31 protein-coding genes are annotated in these 25,757 nt (G+C 69.4%); 11 read left to right on the plus strand and 20 right to left on the minus strand.

Annotated elements, in window-relative coordinates; all coding sequences use genetic code 11:
• The first annotated feature begins 130 nt into the window (after nt 1–130).
• The 5 genes from GXW78_RS01805 (at nt 131) to folE (ending at nt 4,873) form a co-directional block, all read left to right on the plus strand.
• Nucleotides 131–1,561 carry an aldehyde dehydrogenase family protein gene (locus GXW78_RS01805; protein WP_211865535.1) on the plus strand — a complete coding sequence of 477 codons (1,431 nt, stop codon included), beginning with the start codon at nt 131–133 and terminating at the stop codon, nt 1,559–1,561.
• A 253-nt stretch (nt 1,562–1,814) separates the two neighbouring features.
• Nucleotides 1,815–3,035, plus strand: a complete 1,221-nt coding sequence (gene metZ, locus GXW78_RS01810) for an O-succinylhomoserine sulfhydrylase (protein ID WP_211865537.1) — start codon at nt 1,815–1,817, stop codon at nt 3,033–3,035.
• 5 nt (nt 3,036–3,040) lie between these two features.
• Nucleotides 3,041–3,649 (plus strand): LysE family translocator, encoded by a 609-nt coding sequence (locus tag GXW78_RS01815; RefSeq protein WP_211865539.1) that lies wholly within the window; start codon nt 3,041–3,043, stop codon nt 3,647–3,649.
• A 68-nt stretch (nt 3,650–3,717) separates the two neighbouring features.
• Nucleotides 3,718–4,131, plus strand: a complete 414-nt coding sequence (gene apaG / locus GXW78_RS01820; protein WP_211865541.1) for a Co2+/Mg2+ efflux protein ApaG — start codon at nt 3,718–3,720, stop codon at nt 4,129–4,131.
• A 100-nt stretch (nt 4,132–4,231) separates the two neighbouring features.
• The gene (folE, locus tag GXW78_RS01825) at nt 4,232–4,873 is read left to right on the plus strand and encodes a GTP cyclohydrolase I FolE (RefSeq protein ID WP_338147661.1); all 642 of its coding nucleotides are present in this window, start codon (nt 4,232–4,234) and stop codon (nt 4,871–4,873) included.
• A 3-nt stretch (nt 4,874–4,876) separates the two neighbouring features.
• Here the strand turns inward: folE and GXW78_RS01830 are convergent, their stop codons facing one another.
• From GXW78_RS01830 to GXW78_RS01875, 10 genes are all read right to left on the minus strand, one after another.
• Nucleotides 4,877–6,010 carry a hypothetical protein gene (locus GXW78_RS01830; protein ID WP_211865545.1) on the minus strand — a complete coding sequence of 378 codons (1,134 nt, stop codon included), beginning with the start codon at nt 6,008–6,010 and terminating at the stop codon, nt 4,877–4,879.
• Complete coding sequence (locus tag GXW78_RS01835) at nt 6,007–6,972, minus strand: tripartite tricarboxylate transporter substrate binding protein (RefSeq protein ID WP_211865548.1); 966 nt, start codon at nt 6,970–6,972, stop codon at nt 6,007–6,009. Before GXW78_RS01835 ends, GXW78_RS01830 begins: the two co-directional genes overlap by 4 nt.
• 64 nt (nt 6,973–7,036) lie before the next feature.
• Nucleotides 7,037–7,426 (minus strand): RidA family protein, encoded by a 390-nt coding sequence (locus tag GXW78_RS01840; RefSeq protein ID WP_211865550.1) that lies wholly within the window; start codon nt 7,424–7,426, stop codon nt 7,037–7,039.
• A 14-nt stretch (nt 7,427–7,440) separates the two neighbouring features.
• Complete coding sequence (locus GXW78_RS01845; protein ID WP_211865552.1) at nt 7,441–8,100, minus strand: hypothetical protein; 660 nt, start codon at nt 8,098–8,100, stop codon at nt 7,441–7,443.
• Nucleotides 8,100–9,074, minus strand: coding sequence for an Hsp33 family molecular chaperone HslO (gene hslO / locus GXW78_RS01850; protein WP_211865554.1), 975 nt, complete (start codon nt 9,072–9,074; stop codon nt 8,100–8,102). Before hslO ends, GXW78_RS01845 begins: the two co-directional genes overlap by 1 nt.
• A gap of 65 nt (nt 9,075–9,139) precedes the next feature.
• Complete coding sequence (locus GXW78_RS01855) at nt 9,140–10,255, minus strand: THUMP domain-containing class I SAM-dependent RNA methyltransferase (protein WP_211865556.1); 1,116 nt, start codon at nt 10,253–10,255, stop codon at nt 9,140–9,142.
• 293 nt (nt 10,256–10,548) lie between these two features.
• A complete protein-coding gene (gene argF, locus GXW78_RS01860; RefSeq protein WP_211865834.1) occupies nt 10,549–11,493 on the minus strand; it encodes an ornithine carbamoyltransferase in 945 nt (314 codons plus the stop codon).
• A 5-nt stretch (nt 11,494–11,498) separates the two neighbouring features.
• Nucleotides 11,499–12,701 carry an aspartate aminotransferase family protein gene (locus GXW78_RS01865; protein WP_211865558.1) on the minus strand — a complete coding sequence of 401 codons (1,203 nt, stop codon included), beginning with the start codon at nt 12,699–12,701 and terminating at the stop codon, nt 11,499–11,501.
• 238 nt (nt 12,702–12,939) lie between these two features.
• A complete protein-coding gene (locus GXW78_RS01870) occupies nt 12,940–13,287 on the minus strand; it encodes a hypothetical protein (protein WP_211865560.1) in 348 nt (115 codons plus the stop codon).
• 62 nt (nt 13,288–13,349) lie between these two features.
• Nucleotides 13,350–13,817, minus strand: coding sequence for a GlcG/HbpS family heme-binding protein (locus GXW78_RS01875; protein ID WP_211865563.1), 468 nt, complete (start codon nt 13,815–13,817; stop codon nt 13,350–13,352).
• A 99-nt stretch (nt 13,818–13,916) separates the two neighbouring features.
• Here GXW78_RS01875 and GXW78_RS01880 point away from each other — a divergent pair, with 99 nt between their 5' ends.
• The 3 genes from GXW78_RS01880 to GXW78_RS01890 all read left to right on the plus strand — a co-directional run bounded on the left by GXW78_RS01880 (nt 13,917) and on the right by GXW78_RS01890 (nt 15,731).
• The gene (locus tag GXW78_RS01880; protein ID WP_246521770.1) at nt 13,917–14,555 is read left to right on the plus strand and encodes a RecX family transcriptional regulator; all 639 of its coding nucleotides are present in this window, start codon (nt 13,917–13,919) and stop codon (nt 14,553–14,555) included.
• The gene (locus GXW78_RS01885) at nt 14,552–15,259 is read left to right on the plus strand and encodes an AzlC family ABC transporter permease (protein ID WP_211865564.1); all 708 of its coding nucleotides are present in this window, start codon (nt 14,552–14,554) and stop codon (nt 15,257–15,259) included. The genes GXW78_RS01880 and GXW78_RS01885 overlap by 4 nt, the downstream gene beginning before the upstream one ends.
• 169 nt (nt 15,260–15,428) lie before the next feature.
• Complete coding sequence (locus GXW78_RS01890; protein ID WP_211865566.1) at nt 15,429–15,731, plus strand: AzlD family protein; 303 nt, start codon at nt 15,429–15,431, stop codon at nt 15,729–15,731.
• A gap of 7 nt (nt 15,732–15,738) precedes the next feature.
• Here the strand turns inward: GXW78_RS01890 and GXW78_RS01895 are convergent, their stop codons facing one another.
• The 3 genes from GXW78_RS01895 to GXW78_RS01905 form a co-directional block, all read right to left on the minus strand.
• Nucleotides 15,739–16,545, minus strand: coding sequence for a GNAT family N-acetyltransferase (locus GXW78_RS01895; RefSeq protein ID WP_211865568.1), 807 nt, complete (start codon nt 16,543–16,545; stop codon nt 15,739–15,741).
• Nucleotides 16,542–17,042 (minus strand): Fur family transcriptional regulator, encoded by a 501-nt coding sequence (locus GXW78_RS01900; protein ID WP_211865570.1) that lies wholly within the window; start codon nt 17,040–17,042, stop codon nt 16,542–16,544. The genes GXW78_RS01895 and GXW78_RS01900 overlap by 4 nt, the downstream gene beginning before the upstream one ends.
• Before the next feature lie 188 nt (nt 17,043–17,230).
• Complete coding sequence (locus GXW78_RS01905) at nt 17,231–17,656, minus strand: MucR family transcriptional regulator (RefSeq protein ID WP_211865572.1); 426 nt, start codon at nt 17,654–17,656, stop codon at nt 17,231–17,233.
• Between the two features lie 102 nt (nt 17,657–17,758).
• Here GXW78_RS01905 and GXW78_RS01910 point away from each other — a divergent pair, with 102 nt between their 5' ends.
• Nucleotides 17,759–18,007 (plus strand): sulfurtransferase TusA family protein, encoded by a 249-nt coding sequence (locus GXW78_RS01910; protein ID WP_211865574.1) that lies wholly within the window; start codon nt 17,759–17,761, stop codon nt 18,005–18,007.
• On the opposite strand, the gene GXW78_RS01915 is transcribed toward GXW78_RS01910, so the two are convergent.
• Nucleotides 17,976–18,368 (minus strand): GNAT family N-acetyltransferase, encoded by a 393-nt coding sequence (locus tag GXW78_RS01915; RefSeq protein ID WP_211865575.1) that lies wholly within the window; start codon nt 18,366–18,368, stop codon nt 17,976–17,978. The genes GXW78_RS01910 and GXW78_RS01915 overlap by 32 nt on opposite strands.
• Nucleotides 18,369–18,445: 77 nt before the next feature.
• Nucleotides 18,446–19,114 carry a tRNA (adenosine(37)-N6)-threonylcarbamoyltransferase complex dimerization subunit type 1 TsaB gene (gene tsaB / locus GXW78_RS01920; RefSeq protein ID WP_211865576.1) on the minus strand — a complete coding sequence of 223 codons (669 nt, stop codon included), beginning with the start codon at nt 19,112–19,114 and terminating at the stop codon, nt 18,446–18,448.
• Nucleotides 19,115–19,282: 168 nt separating this feature from the next.
• On the opposite strand from tsaB, the gene GXW78_RS01925 reads away from it, so the two are divergent.
• On the plus strand, nt 19,283–20,251 hold the full coding sequence (locus GXW78_RS01925; RefSeq protein ID WP_211865577.1) for a tripartite tricarboxylate transporter substrate binding protein: 969 nt from the start codon (nt 19,283–19,285) through the stop codon (nt 20,249–20,251).
• 339 nt (nt 20,252–20,590) lie between these two features.
• On the opposite strand, the gene GXW78_RS01930 is transcribed toward GXW78_RS01925, so the two are convergent.
• A complete protein-coding gene (locus GXW78_RS01930) occupies nt 20,591–21,244 on the minus strand; it encodes a dienelactone hydrolase family protein (RefSeq protein ID WP_211865838.1) in 654 nt (217 codons plus the stop codon).
• 46 nt (nt 21,245–21,290) lie between these two features.
• On the opposite strand from GXW78_RS01930, the gene GXW78_RS01935 reads away from it, so the two are divergent.
• Entirely contained in the window at nt 21,291–21,467 is a 177-nt protein-coding gene (locus GXW78_RS01935) for a DUF4169 family protein (protein WP_211865578.1), read from the plus strand.
• A gap of 119 nt (nt 21,468–21,586) precedes the next feature.
• Here the strand turns inward: GXW78_RS01935 and GXW78_RS01940 are convergent, their stop codons facing one another.
• From GXW78_RS01940 to petA, 4 genes are all read right to left on the minus strand, one after another.
• Complete coding sequence (locus tag GXW78_RS01940) at nt 21,587–22,480, minus strand: outer membrane beta-barrel protein (protein WP_211865579.1); 894 nt, start codon at nt 22,478–22,480, stop codon at nt 21,587–21,589.
• A 448-nt stretch (nt 22,481–22,928) separates the two neighbouring features.
• Nucleotides 22,929–23,696, minus strand: coding sequence for a cytochrome c1 (locus GXW78_RS01945; protein ID WP_211865580.1), 768 nt, complete (start codon nt 23,694–23,696; stop codon nt 22,929–22,931).
• Nucleotides 23,697–23,698: 2 nt separating this feature from the next.
• Nucleotides 23,699–24,967: a cytochrome b gene (locus GXW78_RS01950; RefSeq protein WP_211865582.1), complete on the minus strand. Its 1,269-nt coding sequence runs from the start codon at nt 24,965–24,967 to the stop codon at nt 23,699–23,701.
• Between the two features lie 10 nt (nt 24,968–24,977).
• Complete coding sequence (gene petA / locus GXW78_RS01955) at nt 24,978–25,523, minus strand: ubiquinol-cytochrome c reductase iron-sulfur subunit (protein WP_211865584.1); 546 nt, start codon at nt 25,521–25,523, stop codon at nt 24,978–24,980.
• Between the last annotated feature and the right edge of the window lie 234 nt (nt 25,524–25,757).

The following is a 25,757-nucleotide window of genomic DNA, read 5'->3' on the forward strand; positions in this document are numbered from 1 at the left end:
CCGCGCCTGACGCGTTATGGTTTGTGGGATATAGCGCGTTTCAGCGCGCCGCATCGCCCAGCCGCAGCATCGACAGCAGCCGCCGATCATCCTTCCGCGATGGCCGGCCGAACGGATGGAGGAAAGCGACATGAATCACGAACGCGAGCACTATGTGAACGGCGCCTGGGTCGCGCCGCTCGAGCCGAAGCTGCTCGATGTGGTGGACCCGTCGACCGAGGAAGCCTTCGCGCAGATCGCCGTCGGCGGCCCGAAGGATGTCGATCGCGCCGTCGCCGCCGCCCGTGCGGCGTTTCCCTCCTTCTCGCAGACCTCGCGCAAGGACCGGCTCGACCTGCTGCGCGCAATCCTCGCCGAATACACGAAGCGCCGCGACGACATCGCCGCCGCCCTGTCGCAGGAGATGGGTGCGCCGCTGAAGTTCGCGCTGGAACGCCAGGCCGCGACCGGTACCGCGCATCTGACCCGCATGATCCAGGTGCTCGAGACCTATCCGTTCGAGGAAGTGCAGGGCACCACCCTGATCGCCCGCGAACCGATCGGCGTCGTCGGCCTCATCACGCCCTGGAACTGGCCGATCAACCAGATCGTCTGCAAGGTCGCGCCCGGGATCGCCGCCGGCTGCACCATGGTGCTCAAGCCGTCCGAGGTGGCGCCGCTCAACGCCATCATCTGGACCGAGGTGATGCATGCGGCCGGCGTGCCCGCCGGCGTCTACAACATGGTGCAGGGCGAGGGCGGCGTGGTCGGCAACGCGATGTCCTCGCATCCCGACATCGACATGATGTCCTTCACCGGATCGACCCGTGCAGGCATCCTGGTTGCGCAGGCCGCTGCCGTCACGGTCAAGCGCGTGGCGCAGGAACTCGGCGGCAAGTCGGCGAACATCCTGCTGCCCGACGTGGACTTCAAGACGGCCGTCACCAAGGGCGTGCTGGGCATGATGGGCAACAGCGGCCAGTCCTGCAACGCGCCGACCCGCATGTTCGTGCCCGCCGACCGGCATGAGGAGGTGAAGGCGATCGCCAAGGCCGCCGCCGAGCGCGTCGTCGTCGGCCCGGTCGGCGATGCCGGGACGACGATGGGCCCCGTCGTCAGCGAGGTACAGTTCAACAAGATTCAGCGCCTCATCGAGGCCGGGATCAAGGAAGGCGCGGAACTGGTCACCGGCGGCCCGGGCCGGCCGGAGAACCTCAACCGCGGCTACTTCGTGCGCCCGACCGTCTTCGCGAACGTCCGCAACGACATGACCATCGCTCGCGAGGAGATCTTTGGCCCGGTGCTGGCCATTCTTCCCTATCGCGACGAGGCGCACGCAATCGAGATGGCGAACGACACGGTCTACGGCCTCGCCGCCTATGTGCAGTCGGCTGATGTGGCGAGCGCGCGGCGGGTTTCCGCACAGATGCGTGCGGGCAATGTGTTCATGAACTATCCGGTCGGCGATACCGCCGCGCCGTTCGGCGGCTACAAGCAATCCGGCAATGGCCGCGAATACGGCAAATGGGCCCTCGATGACTTCACCGAGATCAAGGCGGTGATCGGCTACGAGGCCGCCTGACCAGGGGCGGGCGCCGCGCCCCTCCGGCGCGGCGCCCGCACCTCTGCCGCTTGACCGGTGCCCCCGCCCGGGCGTAACGACGATGTTGGCGGCAACGCCCCTCGCGATTTGTCCGGCCAGCTTGCGGCGAGGTCCCTTCCAGGGCGCACCCATCGGGGTGCTGAAAACAAGCGCGCTAAACGGCCGTGCGGGCGCCGTGCGTCCGCCGCCCGTGAAGGGCCGGACGCAGCCTTAGCCGCAGAGGTATCGTCCCATGGCCAAGTCCCGTTCCGACCGCCCGCTCCGCCCCGCCACGCTGCTCGTGCGCGGTGGGCAGATGCGCTCGGATTTCGATGAGACGGGCGAGGCGCTCTACCTGACATCCGGCTTCGTCTACGACAGCGCTGCCCAGGCCGAGGCGACCTTCGCCGGCACCGTCCAGCACTACCAGTATTCCCGCTTCGGCAACCCCACGGTCGCCATGCTCGAAGGCCGCATCGCCGCGCTCGAGGGGGCCGAGGCCTGTCGTGTCACCGCCACCGGCATGGCCGCGGTGCATGCCGCCATGCTGTCGCACCTCAAGACCGGCGACCGCGTCGTGGCATCCCGCGCGCTGTTCGGTTCCTGCCACTGGATCGTTTCCACCCTGCTGCCGCGCTACGGCATCGCGACCGAGTTCGTCGACGGCGCGGACCTCGACCAATGGGAAACGGCGTTGTCCAAGCCCGCAGCGCTCGTGCTCCTGGAAACGCCGTCCAACCCGATGCTCGAGATCGTGGACATGCGGGCGGTGTGCGACTTGGCCCACAAGGCCGGCGCGATCGTGGTGGTCGACAACGTTTTCGCGACCCCGCTGCTGCAGAAGCCGATGCAGTTCGGCGCCGACGTCGTCGTCTATTCGGCGACCAAGCATTTCGACGGCCAGGGCCGCGTGCTGGGCGGGGCCGTGCTCGGCTCGAAGAAATGGGTGGAGGAGACGCTGCAGCCCTTCATCCGCAACACCGGCCCGTCGCTCAGCCCGTTCAATGCCTGGACGATCCTGAAGGGCCTCGAGACGCTGCATCTGCGCGTGCCCGCCATGTGCCGTTCGGCCGCCGCCGTCGCCGACATGCTGGCGGAGCGCGTGGAGGTTTCGCGCGTGCTGTATCCGTTCCGCGCCGACCACCCGCAGCAGAAGCTCGCCATGGCGCAGATGAGCTCTGGCGGCACGCTCGTCACCTTCGATCTGAAGGGCGGCAAGGATGCCTGCTTCCGCTTCATGGACGCGCTGCAGCTGATCGACATCTCGAACAATCTCGGCGATTCGAAGTCGCTCGCCACGCACCCGGCGACGACGACGCATATGCGCGTCGGTGCGGAGGAACGCGCCCGCCTCGGCATCACCGACGGCACGGTGCGCCTGTCCGTCGGGCTCGAGGATGTTGCCGACATCATCGACGACCTTTCCGAGGCTCTCGATGCCGCAGCCGCCGTGGCGGCGCGCGCGGCGGAGTAGCGACGATGATCCTTGAGACCTGGCTCGCCTTCGTCGCCGCGACAGTGGTCATGCTGGCAATTCCGGGGCCGACCATCCTGCTGGTGATCGGCCAGTCGCTTGGTGCGGGCCGTCGCGCGGCGCTGCCGCTGGTCGCCGGCGTGGCGCTGGGCGACTTCACGGCGATGACGCTGTCGCTGGCGGGGCTCGGTGCCTTGCTGGCGACGTCGGCGACGCTGTTCACGGTGCTGAAGTTTGCCGGCGCGGCGTATCTGGTGTGGCTGGGCGTGAAGCTGTGGCGCGCTCCGGTGGAGGCGGGCGCAACCGCTCCGGTCACGGCCCGGAAGGCCATGCGCGACGCCTATGTCGTCACCGCGCTGAACCCCAAGGGCATCGCCTTCTTCGTGGCCTTCGTGCCGCTGTTCATCGATGCCGGCAGCCCCTTCGTGCCGCAGGCGACGATGCTGGTTGCGACCTTCGTCACTCTGGCGGCGGCGAATGCGGCGATCTATGCGTTGCTGGCGGCGCGGCTGTCCGGCGCGGTGCGCCGCCCCGGTGTCCGTCGTGCCTTCAATCGCGGCGGCGGAACCATGCTGGTCGGCGCCGGCCTCGCCACCGCAGCCATGCGCCAGTAGTGACGGCGGCGGCGATGGACAAGTGCCGAGCGCCGACGTTTCAGGGCTGAACGGGAAGCAGGGTCGCCATGGCCAGGAAGGACGAGTTCTGCGCGACGACACGCGGCATCCGCGTTTCCGTACGGGCCTTCTATCTCGCTGACCAGTCGGAACCCGAGCGGGGGCAATACGTCTGGGCCTATCGCGTGGAGATCATCAATACCGGCCGGGAAACGGTGAAGCTGCTGCGCCGCACCTGGCACATCACCGACGCGCTCGGCCGGACCCAGACCGTCCATGGAGCGGGCGTGATCGGGGAGCAGCCGGTGCTGGAGCCCGGTGGGCGCTTCGAATACACCTCGGGCACGCCGCTCGCGACCGCTTCCGGCTTCATGGAAGGCGCCTACCACATGATCGTGACCGACAGCGGGGAGCCCTTCGATGTGACCATCCCGGCCTTCAGTCTCGACAGCCCGCACCAGCCCTCTGGCCGGGTGCATTAGCCGCGCCGCGGGCCGGGTTGCGAACCTGTTACAAGGGCCCATCTGCCCGGACAGAATGGCCGCTGCACCGGTGCGGGCAGACCCTGGAAGGACGCCTACTGTGAACATTCATACGCCCGCTTCCGATCCGGCGGCGGACGAGACCGCGACGCTGGCACGTCCGACCCAGGCGGAGGCGGAGGAGGCCGTCCGCACCCTGTTGCGCTGGGCCGGCGACGACCCCCGGCGCGAGGGCCTGCTGGACACGCCGAAGCGCGTCGCCAGCGCCTATCGCGAATGGTTTTGCGGCTATGAGGACGATCCGGTCGAACTGCTCGCCCGCTCCTTCGAGGAGGTGGAGGGCTATGACGAGATGGTCGTGCTGCGCGACATCCGCCTCGAATCCATGTGCGAGCACCACATGTGCCCGATCATCGGCAAGGCGCATGTCGCCTACCTGCCGAACGGGCGCGTGGTCGGCATCAGCAAGCTCGCCCGCGTCGTCGAGGCCTACGGCAAGCGGCTGCAGATCCAGGAGAAGATGACCGCGCAGATCGCGAACACGCTGCTCGACGTGCTGCAGCCGAAGGGCGTCGCGGTGGTGATCGAGGCCGTGCACCAGTGCATGACCACGCGCGGCGTCCACAAGAGCGGGGTGTCGATGGTCACGTCCCGGATGCTTGGCGCGTTCCGCGACGATCCCTCCACCCGGCGGGAGTTCATGTCGATCATCCAGGGACCGCGCGGATCAGGCGAAGGGTAGGTCCTAAGCCCGGCCTGCGGTTTCGACGGCCATCGCGGCCACGGCGCGCGCGATCGCCCCCGCACGGCCGCAGTCGACGCTGATCGGCCAGCGATCCTCCGGCGCATGGAACCAGGGGTTCTTGCCGATCAGCGAGAGATAGCGGCCGCCACGCTGCTCGATCTCATGCGCCTCGCCATTCGCCTTGCCGCCTGTCACGACCTCGAGCGGCGCGCGCGGATGGCCGGAGGCATCCAGCAGCGCCGCCATGCGCTCGGCCATGCCCGGCACGTTGGACCGCACCGTCAGCCGCTCATCCTCCGCCGCGCCCAGATTGGCGCCGAGATGGATCACCAGCGGCGCCTCGGTCGCCAGGCCCGGTTCCGCGGCGAAGACCTGATGCGCGCCGATATGGCCGAGCTCATGCCCGCAGGTGGCGAGCCCCACCACGCCCCGCGCGCGCGGCGTCGCGGCCAGTGCCTGCAACGTGGCCAGCCAGGCGAAGATCCCGCCGCCGCGCTCCGCCGTGCTGGTCCACCAGGAGGTGCGCGGCGTCAGCAGCACCAGGGGTGGCAGCGCGCCGGGCAGGGCGGCGCGGATCGAGTGGGACACCGACGGCGCGCGGTTCCCGGCCACGATCAGCCGCGCCTCGGCGCCCGTATCGGCCAGGGCCAGCAGCCGCGGCGCGTCGCGGCCGGCCAGTTGCAGCACCGGCGGGCCGAAGGGCCGTGCCCAGTCATGTGCATTCAGCGGCGCCAGGCCATCCGGCTTGGTCCGCAGGGCGATGACGATGCCGGCATGGCCGCTGTCCGCGCGTGCCTGGGCAAAGGCGTTGCCCGGCAGGCTGGCTGCCGCCGGGTCCATCTCCGCAACGCCGATCGGCGCGTTCGAGCCGAGCGGTCCCAGCCGGCCGACGATGCCCTCAGCTGTCGTCAGGCCGCCATCGAACAGGGGCAGCCCCTCGAAGCCGAAATTCGCGCCCTCGAGAACGGCGCGGCCGGGTGTCAGGCGGGTGAAGGGCGCGGGCAACAACCGCGCCTCGGCGCCGGCCGCTTCGGCCTTCGCGCGCAGCCAGGCAGCGGCCGCCTGATCGCCCTCGCCGCCGGTGCGGCGCTCCCCGAAAGCGTCGTAATCCGCGAAGAACGAGGCCGGATTCATTCGACTGTCGCTCCCGAGATGCGGACCAGGTCGCGCAGTCGCTGCACCTCGGCCGGCCAAGCCGCCGCGTAGGCCGCCGGGCTTTCCGACAGGATCACCTCGCCGCCCTCAGCCTCAAGCGCTGCGCGCAGTGCCGCGTCGCCCCGCACGGCGTCCCTGAAGGCTGCGTGAAGGCGGGCGGTGACGGCTTCCGGGAGTCCTGCCGGGCCGACCACCGAGGAGGTGCTCGTCACCGGGGGCACCCCCGGCGCCACCTCGGCGAGCGTCGGCACGGCCGGCAGCGCCGTCATCCGCCGCGACCCTGCCGTGCAGAGGATGCGCACCGCGCCCTGCTGCTGCCGCGGCAGGGCGATGTTGCTGATGGCAAATGCGAAGTCGACCTCACCCTGCTCAACGGCGAGCGTCGCCTGGTTGGCGCCGCGATAGGGGACATGCGTGCCCTCCGCGCCGATCGTCTTCAGCAGCGCCGCCGCCGCCATATGGGCGGGCGTGCCGACCCCGCCCGATCCGTAGCGCAGCCCCGGGCTGCGCCGCGCGGCCGCCAGCAATCCCGGCATGTCGCGCAGCGGCGACGCGGTGCGCACGGCAAGCACGGCGGGATTCTCGGCGATCTCGGTGACCGGGGTGAAGTCGCGGAAGATGTCGTAGCCGGGGTTGGCCTGCATCACGGCGTGGGTGACGGCCGTCCCGCCGCCCCACAGCAGGGTGTAGCCGTCCGGCGTGGCACGGGCGACGGCCTGGGCTGCGATCAGCCCACCGGCACCGGCGCGGTTCTCGATCACGAAGGTGCCGCCGAGCGGGCCGGCGGCTTTGGCCGTGATCAGCCGCGCCAGCGTGTCGGAGGAAGCTCCGGCCGCGAAGGGTACGATCATGCGCACCGGCCGGCCCGGCCAGGCTTCCTGGGCGCCGGCTGGCGCTGCTGCCAGGGTGGCGATGCCGATCAGGGCCTCGCGTCGCCGCATTCTGCCATCCTCCGTTTCCTCAAGGGGAAGGCTAGGCCGGAAACGGCACCGGGGGAACGCCGGTTCAGCCGACCGCTTCGCCCTCGACCTCGATCAGCAGCGCAGGATTCGCGAGGCCCGCGACGATCAGCAGCGTGCTGGTCGGCGCATGGTCGCCGAGGAAGGCCGCCCGCTGCCGGCGCCAAGCGGGAAGCTGCGCGGGATCGGTCAGGAAGACCGTCATCTTCACAAGGTTGCCAGGGCCCATGCCATGCGCTGACAGCACAGCGCCGAGATTGGCCAGGGCCTGTGCCATCTGGTCCTCGGGCTCCGCCAGCGTCGTCCCGTCGGGCCGCACCCCGACCTGACCGGAGATGACGAGGCGCCGCCCCTCGCCCTCGATCAGCGCCGCCTGCGAATAACGCGAGGTGGGCTGCGGTGCGCCGGGCGGGTTGGAGAAGGTGATGCGCGCCATGGCAGTTCCTCCGGTCAGATCGGTGCTGGCTCGAGCACCGGTGTCGGCGGCGCCGCTGGGTCGGTCGAGACGGCGGCCGGCGCGTCCGGCTCGGGCGCGGGTCCGCGCAGCAGGGACCGCAGGTTGCGCCGCACCTGGTACTCGAACTCCACATTCAGGTCGTTGCCGCTCAGGCGCACGATTTCCTCCGCCGCCCGGGCGCGTTCCGCCTGGCTGCCGGCGGGGCGGACGGCAGTACGGCGGACCTCGGCCTCGGCGAAGCCGGCGGGGGAACCCTCATCGGTCACGACCTCGAGCCGGCAGCGCATGACGCAGGTCAGCCGTTCGGAGGCGCCGGAGAACACACCGCCCGAGCCGGCATTCTCGCGCGTCAGCGTCGCGACCTGTGTGCGGAAGCGCGCGGAACCGGGTCCGCCGGCGGCGGAAAGCCGGTCTTGCGCCATGATGGTCACGACCTGCGCCGGGATCAGCGGGGCAGGGGGCATCACGCGCGTCGCGGCCGGGTCCGCGGCGGGCACCACCTCGATTCGCCCGACCGCGAGGCGCAGCGGCGTCAGATATGAATAGGAGGGCGGCCCGACCGGCGCCGGTGGCGGCTCCTCGCTGCGTCCGCCGCAGGCCGAGAGGACAAGCAGGCCGCCGAGCGCGGTGCGGCGATCGATCCCAGCAGCCATCAATCCTGCCCTGCACCGCGGATCTCGGCCCGGTCGAAGCGGAAGGCCACGTTGCAGAACTCGCAGGTCATAGTGATCACCCCGTCGTCGGCCATATGGTCCAGATCCTCCGCCCCGAAGCCCGCCAGCACCCCGGACAGGCGTGCGCGCGAACAACGGCAGCCATAGGAAAGGGCGCGGGCGCGATCGAGGGCAAGCCCCTCCAGATGAAACAGCCGGTGCAGCAGCCGGTCGCCCGGCAGGGCATCGTCCAGCAATTCGGCGTCGGTCAGCGTGGCGGCCAGGGCAACGGCGGTGCGCCACGCATCCTCCTGCGCCTCCGCGTCCAATTCCTCGCCCACCCCGCCGGCGCCGGCGACGCGCTCGATGATCAGCGCCGCCGCGCGCCAGCCGGCATCGGTCTGCGCGCAAGCCAGATGGACATGCGTCGCCAACTGCTCGGAGGTGCGGAAATAGGTGTCCGTCATCGCCGTCAGGCTGTCCCCCTCGATGGCGACGAGGCCCTGGTAGCGATCCATTTCCGGCCCCTGGTCGCAGGTGAAGGCAAGGTAGCCCTGGCCGAGCATCGCCGCCGCATCCGGTGCGCCGCTTTCCGCCAGAAGCGGCCCGAGCCGTTCCGCATCGGCCCGCGCATAGCCGCGCAGCGCGCCGGCATCGGTGCAGTCGGCCAGCAGCATCGGCACCGGCCCGTCGCCCTTCGCCTGCAGGCTGAAGGAACCGCGGAACTTCAGCGCGGCCGCCAAGCCTGCCGTCAGCGCGAGCGCCTGGCCGGTCAGCGCCGTGACCGCCGGAGGGTTGTCGTGCCGCGTCAGCAGCGCATCCGCGAGCGCGCCGAGGCGCACCAGGCGCCCGCGCACCGGCTTGTCGCGCAGGTGAAAGGGCTGCACGCCGCGCGGCACCACGATGTCAGGTACCGGCGGGCGGTCGTGGTTGAGGAAATCGGGGGTGCGGGAGGGTTCGGTAGGTGTGGACACCGGGCCTAGATAGGGCGGCAGGCCGGGCGCGGCCAGGGTGGCCTTGGCCGCCGCTGGGCGCCGGATCAGGGCAGGATGCCGGTCCGGTACAGCACCACGCGCAGCCCACCATGCGGCACGGGCGGGCCGGCTGGCAGGAAGGGCAGGGCGGTGGCATGGGCAAGCCGGTTCTCGGTGGCGAGCAGGCCCACGCGCCAGCCGGCGAAGCGGGCCTTCAGGGTCTGGCCGAGTGCGCGGTACAGCGGGGTCAGGGCCTGGCTTTCCCCCAGCCGGCTACCATACGGCGGATTGAGGATGACAAGGCCCGGTGGGCCATCCGGCGGCGTCAGCTCGCTGATCGTGGCCTGCCGGAATGACGTGAGATCCGTGACCCCGGCGCGTTCGGCGTTGGCTATGCTCATGGCGACGGCGCCGGCGTCACGGTCGCTGCCATGGAAGCGGAACTCGGGCGTGCGCCGGTTCTTGACGGCGCGCATCTGCTGCCAGGCCACCTCATCGAAGGTGGCGAGCTGCTCGAAGGCGAAATGACGTGCGCGGCCGGGGTTGAGGCGCGCCGCGATCTCCGCTGCCTCGATAACGAAGGTGCCCGATCCGCACATCGGATCGACCACCGGCTCGCTGCCGTCGAACCCGCATTGGCGCAGGAACAGCGAGGCCATGGTCTCGCGCAGCGGCGCGGCGTTCACCGCTTCCTTGTAGCCACGGCGATGCAGCGCCTCGCCCGATGTATCGACGCTGATGGTGCAGACGTCATGATCGATCCGCGCCATGACCGTGACGGCGGCATCCGGCGTTTCCGGCGCGCCCAGCGTGTCGCGGATGGCCGTCGCGATGCGTTGCGCCGCGGCGCCGCTGTGCCAGATGCGGGAGGCCGCGCAGGAGGCCTCCACGCGGAACGGCACGTCCCGTCGCAGTACGCTGCCCCAGGCAACCCGATGCGCGAGGGTGTCGAGCTGCGCGAGATGCACGACGCGGAAGGAGGCGATGCGGGCGAGGACGCGCCCCGCGCCACGGACCCAGAGATTGGCGCGCCAGACATCCGGCCAGCGGCCCTTGACCACGACTCCTCCCGGCACGGGCTTCGGGCTGTTGAAGCCCTTGTGCCGCACCTCGTCGCACAGGACAGGTTCGAGACCTGGAGCAGTCGCGAGGAAGATCTCGAAAGGGGTGTCGTTCGTCATTGGATGGGTCGGCAGGCATGGCAGCGTGGGTGGGCGGCGACGCTGTCTCTCAACGCCGACGATCGGAGGGGCTCTGCCCCTCCGAGCCACCCCGCCAAGTGGTTAGACCACCTGGACCGCAATTCGTTGGTACCGGGCACCGCGGGTTCACTATCCTCGCCAAGCCCGCTTCGCGCGCAGGCGCGACCGTCGACACCGCTTCGCCCCTCGGCGCACGGTGCCAAGTGGAGGTTTGCAAAGGCCTTTCGGCCTTTGCTGGGGTGGTTTGGAGGGGCAAAGCCCCTCCAATGGCCTCACCCCGCCAGCCCCATCGCCCAAAGCAGCACGCCCTTTTGCGCGTGCAGCCGGTTCTCCGCCTCGTCGAAGACAACACTCTGCGGCCCGTCCATCACCTCGTCGGTGATTTCCTCGCCGCGATGCGCCGGGAGGCAATGCATGGCGATCGCATCCGGCGCGGCGTGCTTCAGCAGTGCGCCGTTCAGCTGGTACGGCGCCAGCAGGTTGTGGCGTGCCGGCGCCTTGCCGTCGCGCTCGTCCGACATCGACACCCAGGCATCGGTGACGACGCAGCGCGCGCCTGTCACCGCCGCCACGGGGTCATTGGTCAGTTCGATCGTCGCCCCCTGAGCGCGCGCCCATTCCACCAGCGCGGCGGGCGGGGCGAGTTCCGGCGGCGTCGCGATGCGCAGCGTGAAGCCGAAGCGCGCCGCGGCCTGGATGAAGGATTGCGCGACGTTGTTGCCGTCCCCTGTCCAGGCGACGACCTGGCCGGCGATCGGCCCGCGATGCTCCTCGAAGGTCATCACGTCGGCCATGATCTGGCAGGGATGCGAGATGTCGGTCAGGCCGTTGATCACCGGCACCGTCGCATGTTCCGCCAGTTCGCGGATCTTACGCACGTCGTCGGTGCGGAGCATGATCGCGTCGACATAGCGCGACAGGACGCGCGCCGTGTCCTTCGGCGTCTCTCCGCGGCCCATCTGCATGTCGCGTGAGGTCAGCACGACGACGTCGCCGCCAAGCTGCCGTACGCCCACCTCGAAGGAGACGCGGGTACGGGTGGATGGCTTCTCGAACAGCAGCGCAACGGTCTTGCCGGCGAGCGGCTTGCCGGGCAGGTCCCCGCGCTTCGTCCGCGTCCCGAGATCCAGCATCCGCCGGAGCGAGGCAGTGTCGAAATCCATGATCTCGAGGAAGTGGCGGGGGGCCGTCGGCCCCCCGTCGATCGGCTTGAGCATTGCGCTCACTTTGCCGCCGCCTTGGCCTTGGACGGCGTCATGCGGCGGCAGGCGCGGTCGAGGAGTTCGATGGCCTCGTCGACATCCGCCTCCGTGATGACCAGCGGCGGGGCGAGACGCAGGACGTTCATGCCGGCGGCGACGGTCAGCAGGCCTTCCGCAACCGCGGCCGACTGCATCTCGCCGTTGGACACGTCGGGCGTCAGCTTGAGGCCGACCAGCAGGCCGGCTCCCTGGGCGCACTCGACCACCGACGGGTGCTTCGCCGCGAGTGCCTCCAGCGAGGTCCATAGGTGGCGCGCCACCCTGTCGACATTCGCGAGGAAGCCCTCGGCGAGGATCACGTCGAGCACCGCATTGCCCGCCGAACAGGCAAGCGGGCCGCCGCCATAGGTCGTGCCATGGGTGCCGGGCTTCAGGTGCTTCGCCACCTTCTCCTTGGCCAGGATGGCGCCGAGCGGGAAGCCGCCGCCGATCCCCTTGGCCGAGGACATGACGTCCGGCTCGATCCCGGCCCATTCATGGGCCCAGAGCTTGCCGGAGCGGCCCATGCCGGTCTGCACTTCGTCCAGGGCCAGCAGCAGGCCGAATTCATCGCAGACCTGGCGCAGTTCCTTGAGGAAGCGGATCGGCGCGGGTCGCACGCCGCCCTCGCCCTGGATCGGCTCGATCATGATGCCGGCCGTCTGCGGCGTGATGGCCGAGCGGACGGCATTCATGTTGTCGAACGGCACATGCTCGAAGCCCTGAACCGGCGGGCCGAAGCCGGCGAGGTACTTCTCGTTGCCGGTCGCGGACAGCATGGCGAGGGTGCGGCCGTGGAAGGCGCCCTCGAAGCAGATCATGTGGAACCGCTCGGGGTTGCCGTTCTCCGCATGATACTTGCGGACGGCCTTCACCATGCCTTCGTTCGCCTCGGCGCCCGAATTGCAGAAGAAGACACTGTCCGCGAAGGAGGCGGCGACATGGCGCGCGGCAAGCTGTTCCGCCTGCGGAACCCGGTACAGGTTCGAGACGTGCATCACCTTCGCCGCCTGCTCCGCGATGGTCTTCACCAGGTGCGGGTGGCCGTGGCCGAGCGAGGTGGTGGCGATGCCGGCGCCGAAATCCAGGAATCGTCGCCCGTCGACCGTCCACAGGCGCGCGCCCTCGCCCCGCTCGAAAGCAAGGTCGGCACGGTTGTAGGTCGGCATCAGGGCGGGGATCACTGAAATCCACTCTCCGCTTGTTTTCCCCGCGGACGACGCGACTACCGCGGCGCGGGCGAGGAAGGGCGGGAGACTAACCGCAAGACCGTCCTGCGCGAAAGGCTGCGCGTCGGGTTGGAGCCATGCGATGCAAGAAAATTGCGATGCCGTGGAGGTGCGGCGCCCAAACCCTAACCGGAACCTCGCGGCAGCCATTGCTGCCGCGAGGCGCAGCGGAGGGAGCGCTCCGCAACGGTACTTACAAGCCCGGATTGCTCGGGTTGCGGCGCGTGGGCGGGTTCGTGCCCAGTGCGCGTTCGGTGGCCGTTCCCGTCGGGTTGTTCCGCGTGCCGTCGCTCTGCGCAGGGTAGGCGCCGGACATGTTCGTGCCGGCGGCACGGTCGACGGCGCGGCCTGTCGCGGTCCCCGGCGGATTGGCGCGCGTGCCGTCGCTCTGCGTGGGGTAGGCGCCGGACATGTTGGTGCCAGCCGCGCGGTCAACGGCGCGAACCGGCTCGACATTCGCCGGATCGCTACCGCGCTGTTCACAGGCAGCCACGCCGCCGACCAGGAGAACCGCCATGGCGGTGCGGGTCAGGAAGGACATCGGGTAGAACTCCTTGAAGCGTCCTCCCCTGCAACGCTCCGTTACGAAGCGGGTTGCACGCCTCAGGCCGGATCGCCGTGATCGGCAACAAGCCCCGCTGACTCGATGCCGGCGATGCAGCATTCCTCATCCTTGGGCGAGGCGTCGCCGCTGATGCCGACGGCGCCCAGCAGGACGTTGTTCGCGTCGCGCACCAGCACGCCGCCCTGTACCGGCACGGCGCGGCCGCCCGTCAGGTCCGACAGCGCATTGGTGAAGCCCGGGACGGCCTGCGCCCGGCGGGCGAGTTCCCGTGTGCCGAAGCCCATTGCCAAGGCCCCATACGCCTTGCCGGTGGCGATCTCGGGCCGGAGGATCGAGGCGCCGTCCTCGCGCTTGGCGGATTTGAGCTGCCCGCCGGCGTCGAGCACGACCACGCAGAGCGGCAGCAGGCCGAGCGCGCGGCCTTTGGCCAGCGCGGCCGCGGCGATCGTTTCCGCCTGAGCGAGGGTGAGGCCGTTGATCGCGGCGGGATGGGCTGGCTGAGGCATGGTGACGTTTCCCTGATGCTTGCAGTTTCCCCCCGATAGGCGGCGGGCGGCCGCCCGTCCAGCACCGCCGCTGCTGCCGCTTGGGCGGGGTGCCGGCGCATGCGACAAGGCGGCATGGGTGCCGAGGAGATTCAACCGGGCAGGCGCGAGCGGCGGCAGCCGCGGCCCGCTGGCAACGCGCCGACGGCCGCCCGGCTGCGTGAGGCGGCGCTTGCCCATCTCGCGCGTTTCGCCGCTACCGAGGCCGCACTGCGTCGCGTGCTGGAACGTCGCGTCGATCGCTGGGCGCGCGCTGCCGAGGCTGAGGGCCAGCCACACGAGACGACTGCCGCCGCCGCCGCTGCCGCGCGCGCCGCGGCGGCCGAGGTCGCCAGGGCCATGGTCGCGGCCGGTGCCGTCGACGATGCGGCCTTTGCCGAGAGCCGGGCCAGGCGCCTGGCCCGCGCCGGCCGCTCGCGTCGCGCCATCGCCGCCCATCTCTCGATGAAGGGCGTGGCAGCGGAAACCGCCGCCGCGGCGATTCCGGAGGGCGAGGACGCTGAGCTGGCGGCGGCCCTCGCCCATTGCCGCCGCCGCCGCATGGGCCCCTTTGCCCGGGCCGCAGAGGATGCCGACGCACGGCGCAAGGCGCTCGGCTCCCTCGCGCGTGGTGGCTTCTCGCAGTCCGTGGCGCGCCGCGCGCTGGCAATGGAACCGACCGAAGCCGAGGACCGGCTGCTGGCGGCGCGCCGGGCATGAGCGCCACCGGCGTGATCTTCACGCGCCATGGCGTGCTTCGCGGTGCGCGCCAGGCCATCCCGCTCGTGATCGGCACCTTTCCGTTCGGGCTGGTGGTCGGCGTGATCTCGGCCGCCAAGGGTCTGTCGCTGCTCGAGACGCTCCTGATGTCCGGGGTGGTCTTCGCGGGGTCTTCCCAGCTGCTGGCACTGGAGTTGTGGACGGATCCGGCCCCGATCTTCGCCGCGACCCTGGCGGCGCTGGTGGTGAACATGCGCTTGGCACCGATGGGCGCGGCGCTCGCACCCTGGCTCGACCGGCTCCGGGGCATCCGGCTCTGGGGCACGCTGGCGACGCTGGTCGACCATTCCTATGCGCTGTCTGCGGCAGAGATGCGCCGCGGCGGCCGGGATGCGGGTTATCTGCTCGGTGTCGCGTTGGCGCTGTGGCTGTTCTGGATGATCGCGGTCGGGATCGGGCATCTGGCGGGGGCGGTGGTGCGGTTGCCGCCGGGGCATCCGCTGTACTTCGCCGCAACGGCAACCTTCTGCGCCATCCTCGTACCGGTATGGCAGGGGGGCCGGCGCGACCTGCTGCCCTGGATGCTCGCGGCGGCCGTGGCGCTCGGTGCGTGGTGGTCGGGTCTGGGCGCGCCCTGGCCGCTGCTGGCCGGCGCGCTGGCCGGCGCCGCGCTCGGGGCCTGGATGGAGCTGCGGCGGGCATGATGCCGCGGACCGATTCCTTCGACCGCCGGTATCGCGCTTATCCGCCTCCGAACGTCGGCCAGTGCATCCGCGTGCCCGGCCTGCGAGCCGCGCAGCGATGCGCCGGCGGCGGCTGCCGCCTTGCGCGCGGGCACGTCCGGGCGTGGGCTCAGGCAAAACGGTCACCGGCATGACGCTCCGGCTCGATGTGCTGCTGGCGATCCTGGGCATGGCGCTGGCGACCTATCTGTGCCGCGCCGGCGGCTACGCGCTGTTCCGTGCGCTGCGCCCGCCCCGCTTTGTCGAGGTGACGCTGCAGCACCTGCCGGGACCGATCTTCGTCGCCTATGTCGCGCCCGCGCTCGCCGCGGCGGGGCCTAAGGGCTTCCTGGCGGCGGCGCTGGTGGTGGCGACCCAGGCGATCACGCGCAACCTGGCCGCCGCCATCGCCGTGGGCGTCGCGGCGATCTGGCTGTTTGGCCTGGTCATGTGAAGGCGGGCTACGCCTCGCGGAGCTTGCGCTGATAGTGCTTCGAATACTTCTCGGTTATCAGGTCGGTCTTCACCATCACGGCCACGTCCGTGGTGTTGAATTGCGGGTCGAGCACGGCGCCGTCGCCCACGAAGCCCCCAAGCCGCAGGTAGCCCTTGATCAGCGGCGGTAGTCCCACGAGCGTGCGGTTCACGTCGATCGCCGCCGGATCCTTGCGCATCATGTCGATGTAGCGATCGGGCAGGGCGCGGGGGCGGATCGCCTCGGGCGCCATGTGGTGGGACGCCAGATAGGTCAGTTCATCGGCGATCGCATCGAGATCGGTCCCGGGAAGGGAGGCGCAACCGAACAGGATCGCGATCCTGTGCCGCGCCACGTAAGCGGCGATACCGCTCCAGAGCAGCTGCAACGTGCCCCGGGTGCGGTACTGGCTATCGACACAGGACCGTCCGCATTCAACCAACTCGCCCTCGACGGCGAGGATGCGGGAAATGTCGTACTCGGCGGCGGAATACCAGCGCCCGAGCCTGGCGGCGGCCGGACGCCGGATCAGCCGATAGGTGCCGACGACTGCTTCGGCACCTTCGCCCTTGTCGTGGTCGAGCACGAGCAGATGGTCGGCTACCGCATCGAACTCGTCACGGTCGCGGTGACTCGCAGCGGTCGCATCATCCGCATGCGCGCCCATCTCCTCATAGAAGACGCGGTAGCGCAGCGCCTGCACGGCATCGACCTCGGCATCGTCGCGGGCCAGCCGCACGCCGAGATTGCCCGAGCGAAGCTCGCCGAAGCCCGGCCCCTCGTCTGCCGTCACGAGTCGCGCCCGGGCTTGCGGCGCTTGGCCGAAGGTTCGGCCTCCGTGGTTTCCAGGCGTCGGCCGAACAACTCGAGCCGCTGGCCCACCAGGGAGAAGCCGAGGCGGCGGGCCAGAACGCGGGCCAGAGCCTCGAACTCCTCGTCGGCGAACTCGATCACTTTGCCGGTATCGACGTCGATCAAATGGTGGTGGTGCCCGCGATCGGCCGGATCATAGCGCGCGCGACCGCCGCCGAAGTCCCGCCGCTCCAGGATGCCCTTCTCCTCGAGCAGCCGGACGGTGCGATAGACGGTGGCGATGGAGACCTTGTTGTCGAGCGCGAGTGCCCGCCGATAGACGTCCTCCACATCCGGGTGGTCTTCGGCTTCGCTGAGCACGCGCGCGATCAACCGCCGCTGCCCTGTCATCTTGAGGCCGCGTTCGATGCAAAGCTGTTCGATCCGGGACGGCGAATGGTCCTGGATCGGTGGACGGGCCTGGATCCGGCTCTCCATAGCGCTGGTTCGTACCCCGATCTGTCATGCGCCAAAGTCGACGCGGTCGCGGACGATAGTCCCGCCCGTCCCGTCAGGCCACTGCCAAGGCGTCATCGACCGCCATCGCCATATGGGACGACGGTTCCGGATCGCATCGTCCGGTGCCCATCGTGCCCGTAGCCCGGGACGGGCCTCAGGGACTGGCCTTAGCCGCGGGCCTTGCCGCGCGCCCGAGGGGTGGTCCCGAGGCCGATCTTCTTGGCGAGCGAGGACCGGTGCTTGGCGTAGTCCGGCGCCACCATCGGATAGTCGGCCGGCAGGCCCCACCGTTCGCGGTACTGTTCCGGCGTGAGGTTGTAGGAGGTCTTCAGATGCCGCTTCAGCATCTTGAGCTTCTTGCCGTCTTCCAGGCAGATCAGATAGCCGGGAGTGATCGACTTCTTGATCGGCACGGCCGGCTGCGGGCGTTCCGGTTCCGGGGCCGGGTGGCTGCCGACGCCGGACAGCGTACGGAACACCTCCTGGATCAGCCCGGGAAGTTCGGCCGCGGGAACCGGATTGTGAGAGACGTGGGCAGATACAATTTGGGCTGTCAGGCCCAAGAGTTCTCCATGCGGATTGGAATCGGCCATTGATCACGCCCCCTGTATACTTTGCGGAGGCCGTTTTACCGGTTGTTCTTGCGCTTCGCAATTCCCACTAGAGTGAATTTCAATGCACCAGGAAATCCAGTGATGACAGGGAAAGAAATCGCGATCAGTTCCGTGCTGGACATCACGCGGGAGATTTGCCCCATGACATTCGTTCGCGTGCGGCTCGCGCTGGATCGGCTGGCTCCGGGCGAGGTCCTGGAAGTACACCTCGCAGGCGACGAGCCGCGCCGCAATGTCCCGCGCACGGCGACGGAACAAGGGCATCTCGTCCTGTCGCAGACCGAGGATGAGGCGGGGATCACCCGGCTCCTTCTGCGCCGGGGCGGATGAGCGGCAGGCGCAGCACCAGCGCGTCCCCGCCATCGGGATAGTACGCACGGCGCCGTCCGGCGGGGATCGCGCCGAGGGAGACGTAGAGACAGCGGGCCGCGACGTTCGATTCGGCAACCTCGAGGAACAACTCGGTCGCGCCCCGCCCCGCCGCTTCCTCCGTTATGGCTTGCATGAGCAAGCGGCCGACGCCGCCGCGTTGCGCCGACGGGCGGACCGCGAGGGTCAGCACCTCCGCCTGGTCCGCCGCCACCCGGCCCATGCCGAACCCGAGCGGGTCATCGCCAGCAGTGGCCAGCAGGGCAAAATGACCGGGCAGTTCGAGCAGCAATGCGATCGCCTGTGCGCGCCAGCGATCCATCGGCGGAAAGGCCTCAGCATGCAGCGCGGCTAGAAGTGGGGCCGCTTCAGCGCCGGCCGGGCGGATCGCCAGGCGACTCACCGCGTGCGGGTCGTCGCCGGCGGGGTTACCGCGGGCGGTTCCGTATAAAGCGGCGTTGCAGCGCGGGGCGGCAAATCACCCGCCAGGCGCCGGACCGCCAGCAGCGCGACCGCCTCGGCCGAAGGCAGGCCGGGTCGCGCTTCCGCCTTGTCGCCGCGCGTGGCGAGTTGGGCGACGACCGCATCCGCCGCATCGCCGAGGATGATCAGGTCCGGCTCCCACGCCGGCAGGGAGTCGAGCGGCGCGACCACGGGCGGGTCGGGCATCGTCGCTCCCGGGGCGAAGCGCTCCAGCACGACGCGGCCGCGGCGATTATCGATCGCGGCCCAGACGGGGCGCGCCCGATCGGCCGCCGGTAGTGCAGTGGCGAGCGCCTCCCCCGTCGTCACGCCGATCAACGGCCGTCCGGCAGCCCGTGCGACGCCCTCCGCCAGAGCAATCGCGGCGCGCAGCCCGGTGAAGCTCCCTGGCCCCACGCCGACGGCGATGGCGTCGAGATCTGGCCCGGCCAGACGCTTTTCGGAAAGCACCTCGGTGGCGAAGCGCGGCAGCAGGGCGGGGTGTCCACGCGCCGCCTCCGCCTGCCGCACCGCCCGCACGGTGCCATCCACGGCGAGGGCGACCGAGCAGCGGGCCAGCGCACCCTCGATGGCGAGAATTCTCATGGAGGCGGCTCTAGAGCAGATCCGGCTCGCGCGGAATCAGTCTGGCAGGGGCGATGGCCGGAAATCGGATCGAGGGTGCTCCTTTCGCATTGGCGGGACTTCCGTCGCCCCGGGCGACTCGTCAGGATGGCGCCAAGGACGCAACGAAGTCCGGAGGAAGGAACCGTCATGACCATCACGCGACGCCTGTTGGGCGCCGGGCTTCTCGGCGCACCCGCCATCGCCGCTGCCCGCAACGCCCACGCGCAGGCTGCCTGGCCGAGCCGCGCCGTCCGCATCGTGGTGCCCTACACGCCCGGCGGCGTATCGGACATCACCGCGCGACTGATTGCTGAACCGCTCGCCGCCGCCTGGGGGCAGCCTGTCCCCGTCGAGAATCGCGCCGGCGCTGACGGCGTGATCGGCACCGAAGTGGTCGCCCGCTCCCCGGCCGATGGCTACACGCTTGGGCTGGTGTCCGTGGGGCATCCGGTCAATGCCGCCTTCTACCGGCTGCCCTTCGACACGATGCGCGACTTCACCTTCGTCACGCAGACGACCTCGACACCGCTGGTGCTTTGTGCCGCGCCGGCCTTCGCACCCAATACCCCAGCCGAGCTGGCGGAGTACGCCAAGCGCAACCCCGGCGTGACCTTCGCGGGCACCGGCGGCGTGGTGCGGCTGGCGCCGGTGCTTTTCGCGCAGCGCGCCGGTGTCACGCTGGAGTACGTGCCCTATCGCGGCAGCACCCAGGCCCATCCGGACCTGATCGGCGGCCGGGTGAACATCATGTTCGATACTGTCCCGGCCGCCCTGCCGCACATCCAATCCGGCGCGCTGAAGGCGCTGGCGACCACCGGCGCCCAGCGCAGTCCGCAACTGCCGAACGTGCCGACGATGGCCGAATCCTTCCTGCCGGGATTCGAGGCATCAACCTGGGGGATGATCATCGCCCCCGCCAATCTGCCGGCGCCCGTGTTGGCGAAGCTCAATACCGACATCCGGGCGGCCCTGCAGAACCCGACCGTGGTCGATCGACACAAGACGCTCGGCGCCGCGATCGTATCGAACTCGCCGGAGGAGATGCGGGCCTTCACGCAAGCGGAGATGGAGAAGTGGGGAGCGGCGGCTCGGGCCGCTGGAATCCAGCAGCAATAGGGCGGAGATAGGGTTCACGGTTGGATCGGGGATGGGCTCCGCCCCTCCCCGAACCCCGCCCCGGCAAAGGCCGAAGGGCCTTTGCAAACCTCAACCTGGCGCTGCGCGGGGCGGGCAGGATGAAGCGCGAAACCCGCGCCTGCACCCCAAGCGCGCCTTACTGAACGCAGGATGCCCGTCTACCCGACGCCAGATGCCGGCGGTCCGGGGCATAGTGTGGCTTGGCGCAGTGGCGCCGCCAGTTCCTCGTCGGGCGCACCATTCAGGGCAATCCGGGGGGCGCAGGCCCGTGGTGAAAGGGTCAGGAGGCGGCGCCTTTGGCGCCGGCTCGTAACACCCTCAGAGATGCTTCGCGAAGAACGCCAGCGTCCGCTTCTGCGCCACTTCGTAGTCCGCCTTCACGAAGGAACCGCGTTCGTCGCAGCCGAAGCCGTGGCCGCCTCCATAGACGTGGATCTCTGCACCAGGCTGCGCGGCCTTGATCGCCGCCACATCCGTCATCGGGATCGAGGCGTCGGTCTCGCCGAAATGCATCTGCACCGGGCAGCGCGCGACTTCATCCTTCGCCGCCGCGATCCCGCCACCATACCAGGCGGAGGCCGCGCTGAAGGCGCTGGTGCGTGTCGCGCCATGCCAGGTGACGGTGCCGCCCCAGCAATAGCCGACGATCCCACGCTTCACGCCGGCCGGCAGCGACGCAGCGGCGGCGAGGATGTCGAGTACCGTCAGCCCGTCATCGATCTTGCCGCGCAGCTCGCGTCCCTGCGCGACGTCCGCGGCTTCGTAGCCGAGCTCAATGCCCCTACCGACGCGGTCGAATAGGGCCGGGGCCACGACGGCGTAGCCCTCGGCGGCGAAGGATTCGCATACGTTCCGCATATGGCGGTTCACGCCGAAGATCTCCTGCACCACGACCAGTGCGCGGGCGGCGTTCTGCGGGCCGGCACGATAGGCGGAAAGCCGGTGGCCGTCCGCGGCGGTCAGCGAGATCATGGGCATGGCGTTTTCCCTCGGGCGTGTGGCGGCGTATCCTCACCGCATGGGCGAGATCGTCAACCTGAACAAGGCGCGGAAGGCGCGCGCCAAGGCGGAGGCCGCGGCGGACGCCGCCGCGAACCGCGCGAAGCATGGGCGCAGCAAGGCCGAGAAGACCTGCGATGCCCAGGCAGAAGCACGACGGAGGGCCCTGTTGGACGGCGCGAAGAAGGAGGACTGACGGGCCTTGAGCCAACGGACGTTGGCGAGTTTCTCCATCGGTGCCGCCGTCGAGGCCAACTGGCGTGATCGGGGGCGCCGGCGCAGAAGCGGCAGTGCCCCCGGCAGTCCTGCCCTGCGTTAGAAGGCCCGGTTAATCGTCAGCACGATGCCTTGCGTCGTGGCGCGTCCGGAGGAACTGCCAACGAGCGTTCCCGAGGTGACTGAACCATTAGCCGCATTCGGGTTGGTGAAGGTGCTCGAGTAGTTGCCGGTCTGGCGCTCGGTCAGCGTCAGCATGTAGCGGACGTCCAGGAACCAGGACGCGTCGAAGAACAGCGTCACGCCCAGCATCGCCGCGCCGCCCCAGACCCAGCCCTCGGTGCCGAAGTTCTGCGGAGCCCCCGACACGTCGGTCGGCGTGCCGTCGGGTCGGGCGAAGCCGACCAGGCCGTTCAGGCTGGTGCGCATGCGCGAAAGCGTCGGGCCAGCGCCGAGATAGACGAAGCCGCCCGCGTCGAAGGCGTAACCCACGAACGGCATCAGTGCGACCTGGTGGGTCAGCTCGGTTTGATAGGACCGGACGATCGCATTGCCGACGAAGGGCTCCGGAATGCCAGTGTCCACCGGGGTGTTGGTGCCCGCCTGCGGGATGCGAGCGTTCGACCGGGTCCTGGAGGCGTTCATGTAGGTGTAGTTGAGGTTCGCCCCCCACAGCCACGGGCTGTCGGCGAAACGCTGAAAGTAGCCGAGCTGCACGACGGGCGACACGCCGGTTTCGCTCCCCATCCCGACGGTGCCGGGACCGTCTGCCGAGCCGCTGGAGACGCGTACGCCGTCGCGAAAGACGTCGGAGGTCCCGACCGCGTACACGTCCTGAGTGCCGAAATCCGCAATGCGGGCACTCGCGCCGACGCCGAGGTAGAAGGCGCTCTGCGGCATGGCGGGCGCTTGAGCCACTGCAGCGGCGGGAAAGGCTGCGCATCCTGCCAGCAGGGCAGCGAGGCCATCGCGGAGCGAAACGTGCTTGTTCATGAAAGTGACCTATTGGGGTTAACCTGGCGTCGAAATCCCTGCGGTTCCGGGTAGCCTGCCCGACGCCAGAACGGGGTACGCCAGAACATCTTCCTGCATTCCGCGTCTTCGGCAGCTAAGATACACCCATAACGCGAGTATAAAAACGGGAAATGCTCGTTATAGTTTGGTTTGCCTCACTGCTCGGTGCTGGGCAACGGAGCGGTATGGCTGCTTGAACGAGCGACGGGCCCGTGGCGCTGCGGGCGCCTGGCCAGCGTGCGGTAGGCGCTTCTCCGCGCTGAGGGGTCGTACGCTTTCCGCGGCATATGCAGGCGGCCTGGCGCGGTCTTTTCCGTCATCGGAAGTATGCGCAAACGCAGAACGGCGAGTCGTGGTCGCCCACCGACTCGCCGTTCCAGTCCCGTTTTCAGGGAAGCGCGTGCGGCGCCTCAGCGGCGCCCGCTACTCAGTGCGCGTTCGCCCAGACCTTACGCTTCACCGCATAGGCAAGCCCGGCAAGGATCACCAGGAAGCCGATGATCTTGATGCCCATGGCGCGACGTTCCTCGAGCTCGGGCTCTGCGGCCCAGGCCAGGAAGGTCGTCACGTCGCGGGCCATGTTCTCGACCGTGGCGGGCGTGTTGTCGGCGAACTCGACCTGATCGGGGTTGAGCGGCCGCGCCATGGCGATCTGATGGCCCGGGAAGTACCGGTTGTAGTTCATGCCCTCGCCCATGGCGAAGCCGGCGGGCGGGTCCTCGTAACCGGTGAGCAGGCCGTAGAGATAATTCGCCCCGTCCGGCCGGGCCTTCACGATGACCGAAAGATCGGGCGGATAGGCGCCGTTGTTGGCGGCGCGCGCCGCCTGCTGGTTCGGGAACGGGCTGCGGAAACGGTCCGATGGGCGGCCCGGCCGCTCGAACATCTGGCCCTCATCGTTCGGCCCGTCCTGGATCTGCACCTGGGAGGCGATCGCCGCCACCTGCGCTTCCGTCAGGCCGAGGGCCTGAAGGTTGCGGTACGACAGCAGGTGCGCCGCGTGGCACGAGGCGCAGACCTGCTGGTACACCTGGAAGCCACGCTGCGCGCTGGCACGGTCGAAGGTGCCGAAGGTGCTGTTGAAGCTGAAGCCGGCATTGGGAGGCGCAACCGACTCACCGGCCGCCTGGGCGCCCGGGGAAGCGCCGAGCAGCCCGCCGACGATGGCGAGGGCCTTGAGCGACGTACGCAACATGGTCAGGCCTTCTCCATCGGCTTCGCCGCGGCGCCGGCGGGCAGCGCCCCTGCGCCGAGGACGGCACGGGCGATGCTTTCGGGCAGCGGCAGCGGCTTCTCGATGCGCGAGAGCAGCGGCAGGATCACCAGGAAGTAACCGAAGTAATACGCGGTCGCGAACCGGCTGATGGTCACGTAGGGCTCCTCGGCCGGCTTGCCGCCGCACCACAGCAGCACCGCGAAGGACACGGTCCAGAGCAGGAAGCAGATCCGGGCGATCGGGCGGAACCGCATGGACCGGACCGGCGAGCGATCGAGCCAGGGCAGCACGAACCAGACCAGGATCGACCCGAACATCAGCAGCACGCCGCCAAGCTTGTCCGGCACCGCGCGCAGGATCGCGTAGAACGGCAGGAAGTACCATTCCGGAACGATGTGTGCGGGCGTCACCAGGGGGTCGGCCGGGATGTAGTTGTCCGGATGGCCGAGGTAGTTCGGCGCGAAGAACACCAGCACCGCGAAGACGATGAAGTAGATCACCAGTCCGAAGCTGTCCTTCGCCGTGTAGTACGGGTGGAAGGGCAGGGTGTCCTGCGGGCCCTTCGGCTCGATGCCGAGCGGGTTGTTGGACCCGGTGATGTGCAGCGCGACGACGTGCAGGAACACGACGCCCACGATCACGAAGGGCAGCAGGTAGTGCAGCGCGAAGAACCGGTTCAGCGTCGGGTTGTCGACCGAGAAGCCACCCCACAGCAGCGTCACGATCCAGTCGCCGACCAGGGGGAAGGCCGAGAACAGGTTGGTGATGACGGTGGCGCCCCAGAAGGACATCTGGCCCCAGGGCAGCACGTAGCCCATGAAGGCGGTCGCCATCATCAGCAGGAAGATGACGACGCCGAGCATCCACAGCAGCTCGCGCGGCGCCTTGTAGGAGCCGTAGTACATGCCGCGCCAGATGTGGATGTACACCACGATGAAGAACATCGAGGCGCCGTTGGCGTGCACGTAGCGCATCAGCCAGCCGAAATTCACGTCGCGCATGATGCGCTCGACGGAATCGAACGCCATCGAAGTGTGCGGCGTGTAGTGCATCGCGAGGAAGATGCCCGTCGCGATCATGATCATCAGGTTGACCATGGCGAGCGCGCCGAAATTCCAGAAGTAGTTGAAATTCCGGGGCGTCGGGAAGGAGCCGTACTCCTTCTGCATCATGGTGATGACCGGCATGCGCTGGTCGATCCAGCGCAGGACGGGGTTCGGGACGTCGCTGTTGTGCAGACCGCTTGCCATCGTCGCGCCCTCAGCCGATCCGGATCTTGGTATCGGAAGTGAAAGTATATGGCGGGATGTCGAGGTTGCGCGGCGCGGGTCCCTGCCGGATGCGGCCCGACGTGTCATAGGCGCTGCCGTGGCAGGGGCAGAACCAGCCGTCGTACTGGCCCTTGTTGTCCGTCGGCTTCTGGCCGAGCGGAATGCAGCCCAGATGGGTGCAGATGCCGATCATCACCAGCCACTGCTCCTTCTGGACGCGGGACTGGTCGGTCGCCGGGTCCTTCAGGTCGGACATCGGGACGGCGCGGGCCTCCTCGATATCCTTGGCGGTGCGGTGCCGGATGAAGATCGGCTTGCCACGCCACATTACCGTGACCGCCTGGCCAACCGCCACGGGGCCGAGCTCGACATCCGTACTGGCCAGCGCGAGCACGTCGCGCGCCGGCTGCATCGAGTTGATGAAGGGCCAGGCAATGGCACCGACGCCGACCCCGACGAAGGACGCCGTCACCAGGTTCAGGAAATCCCGCCGCGGCGTCCCGCCGCCTGCGGTGGCCTCGCCACTATCCGCCATGCCTCACCATCCCTTCCGCCGGCACGCCACAGTCGTGGTGCCGGCCGCATCAACCCGTATCCGGGCACCGGTGCGGCACCCGCGAGCAGTGTGTGGGGCAGGCGCGCGGCCACGCGCGCTGCCCTTCCTGCGCGGCGGACCTTATAAGGGCGGCTCCCGCGGGGTGTCCATGGCAGGCGGCCGGTGGCCCAGCGCAGTGCACACGATGATCCGGGCGGTATGCTCTGCGGGCCG

This window comes from Neoroseomonas terrae (assembly GCF_018129025.1).
GTDB lineage: Bacteria > Pseudomonadota > Alphaproteobacteria > Acetobacterales > Acetobacteraceae > Neoroseomonas > Neoroseomonas terrae.